This window comes from Nostocoides sp., from assembly GCF_035343835.1.
Lineage (GTDB): Bacteria > Actinomycetota > Actinomycetes > Actinomycetales > Dermatophilaceae > Nostocoides_A > Nostocoides_A vanveenii.
Genome location: NZ_DAOQZV010000349.1, coordinates 1 through 2,324, shown reverse-complemented (window position 1 = coordinate 2,324; position 2,324 = coordinate 1). Strand labels below are relative to the sequence as shown.

General features: G+C 69.3%; 3 protein-coding genes. 1 reads left to right on the top strand and 2 read right to left on the bottom strand.

The features are described 5' to 3' along the window. Positions 1-350, top strand: a 350-nt coding sequence (locus tag PKH97_RS15960; RefSeq protein ID WP_324388598.1) for a hypothetical protein, incomplete at its 5' end; no start/stop codon positions are given. 380 nt (positions 351-730) lie between these two features. On the opposite strand, the gene PKH97_RS15955 is transcribed toward PKH97_RS15960, so the two are convergent. Both PKH97_RS15955 and PKH97_RS15950 read right to left on the bottom strand, forming a co-directional pair. Next, positions 731-1,204, bottom strand: a complete 474-nt coding sequence (locus tag PKH97_RS15955) for a hypothetical protein (protein ID WP_324388597.1) — start codon at positions 1,202-1,204, stop codon at positions 731-733. Beyond that, a complete protein-coding gene (locus PKH97_RS15950) occupies positions 1,201-1,971 on the bottom strand; it encodes a hypothetical protein (RefSeq protein ID WP_324388596.1) in 771 nt (256 codons plus the stop codon). The genes PKH97_RS15955 and PKH97_RS15950 overlap by 4 nt, the downstream gene beginning before the upstream one ends. Positions 1,972-2,324 lie beyond the last annotated feature (353 nt).

Sequence of the window (2,324 nt, the reverse complement as noted above, 5' to 3'; positions counted from 1 at the left end):
CCTCCATCGTCAGCGGCTGGGTGTTGGCTGGCCTGCTCGGAGTGGGTGGGCTGGTAACGCTACTCATCGGCGCGGCGCCCTCCACGGGGCTGGTCCCCGCCGGGATCCTGGCCTCCACCGCCGACGGGCTGGAAGTACTGGCGCTGACGCTGCCCGACCCGGCATCACGTCTCGACTTTTTCCTTTTCGCGAATGAGAAAGATATTGCCTATTCGCGACGACCTCATCCCCCAAGGGCGTGGACAGCCACCCCACGCTCAGCCACCAGACAGACGAGGGCTGGCGGGCGGGTCGCGACGTCGCAATTGAGCTTCGCGCTGCAGGAACCGAGCCCGTCGGATTGCCCTTGACCGCCAGCCGGAGGTACTTGCGAAGCGAGTACAGCACCAGATCGGTGTCCCCATGACCGCTGCGTCCCCCCTCCGGCTGGGTCCGCCAGATGAAGTCCTCGCGGTAGCGCTCCAGCCCCAGCACGTATGCCGGCGGCTCGACATACACCCCCATCTCATCGTGGTCGTCGGTGCCGGCGATGGCGATCCCGTGCACGCCGCTGCCGACAATCGAGCGCAGGATCTCGTTGGGCAGCGCAACCCCACGGTCGCCATACTCCACGTTCGGCCGCTCGGACATGACGGCACCGTAGCCGCCTCCGGTGGGTCGCGGAGAACCCTTTACCTTCGGGCCGTCGCTCCGGCCACCGCTGCACTCGTTGGCCGAGAAGCACGCAAGGCTAGGCCCAGAGGCCGAGCTCGCCCGATTCCATAAGGGCGTGGGCGGCCGCCAGGGCGTCCCGCGATACCGCCACCGCGTCCTCGACGTCACCCACGTCGGGGCCGGCCTCGTCGGAGTCCGGGTACTCGTAGGCGTTGCGGTTGCGCCGGATCCGGCCGAACGAAAGGAAGGGCGACCCCGGTCCCCCGAACTGGGCTCGAACGGCATCCTGGATGGCGATGTGGCCGCCACGGCTGGTGGCCCGAAGTCCCTGCACCGCGAGCAGCGCCGCGGCTGCTTTGCGGAGGGCGTCATAGGCGAGCTGGTAGGCGCCGGTCAGGTCGCCCAGCGCCGCGGCAGATCGGGCGCTCTCGATATGCCGGGCGCTGTCGGCGAGCAGGCGAACGGCCAGATCGGAATCCGGGGTGACCCGCTCGAGCTCCCCGCCCTCGAGGAGCGTGTCCACCTCGGCACTGCCGGGTCCCCACGTCACGGCGCGTCACCTCCTTCGGGCGCTGCCTGGATCGTGACCAACGGGCGGGTGGTGACCTCGGCGTGGAAGCCGTCGGTGCCGTGACGCCACCACTCCAGCGAGCGGATCGTCACGTTCACGTCTCGCCCCAGTCGGTAACGTGCGCGTTCCGCCGCATCCTCGACCTTGTCGCGGTCGGGCCTGCCGATGACGAGGACGTCGAGGTCGGCCGGAGCCCGGCCCGGCGCACCCGCATACCGCGCAGCCCACGATCCGAACACGTAGATCCCTTCGATGCCACCGACGGAGTCGAACTCCTCGGCGACCACCTGTGGTGGACCGAAGGACCGGAGCAGCAGCTCGGTCAGCGGTTCGGTGATGGGCGACGGCAGCGCGCGCACCTGACGTGTGTTCCCGACCCGCCGGGACACCACGACGCCGGCGTCCTCGGCGCGGGACACCTCACGCTGGGCCGTCGAGACGGCGGTGCCGACCCGCGACGCGAGATCGGTCAGCGACCACTCCTGTTCCGGGTTCAGCAGGATGAGGGCGAGGATCTCCGCCTGCAGGGCGGACCGCAGCAGCGGCAGCAGCGGCGGGCTAGGAGATTGCATAACCTGCAATATACTTTGCGCGTTACGGTAAATCAACGAGGAGGACGTCGCGCCAACTGCGTCCCCGGCCGCGTCCCTGTCCTCGTCCCCAATCTCGTCCCCCTGGCGTCCCCGGAGAACCACGGAGCACTCCAGGCCACCGACCATGGACTCACCGATCACGTTGAGCCACAACGGAGCCGCTCTATCGGCGACAAGGCCCGAACCCCCGAGGTCGCTCTCATGAGGCGGGTGTCGCGCGTTCGATTCACGCCGGGGGCACAACACATCTGCGCAGGTCAACGACCTACGGAGTCGACGTCAACGGCCCTGGAGATAAGCGAAACACCCGCGCCGGTGCGCGACGGGTGCGCGAACGCGGGGTTGACCCGATCCAAGGCGGCCCGGTCGGCGTCGGTCCGCGCGAACGGTTTGCCGTCATGTGGCCGCGCCGCTAGGTCGCTCAGAGCCGGCAACACGTCGGCGATGTGACACGCCCGCCCCCGCCTCTCCGCTGGCGCGCCCGACCGGCGGCAGACTCGGCCACC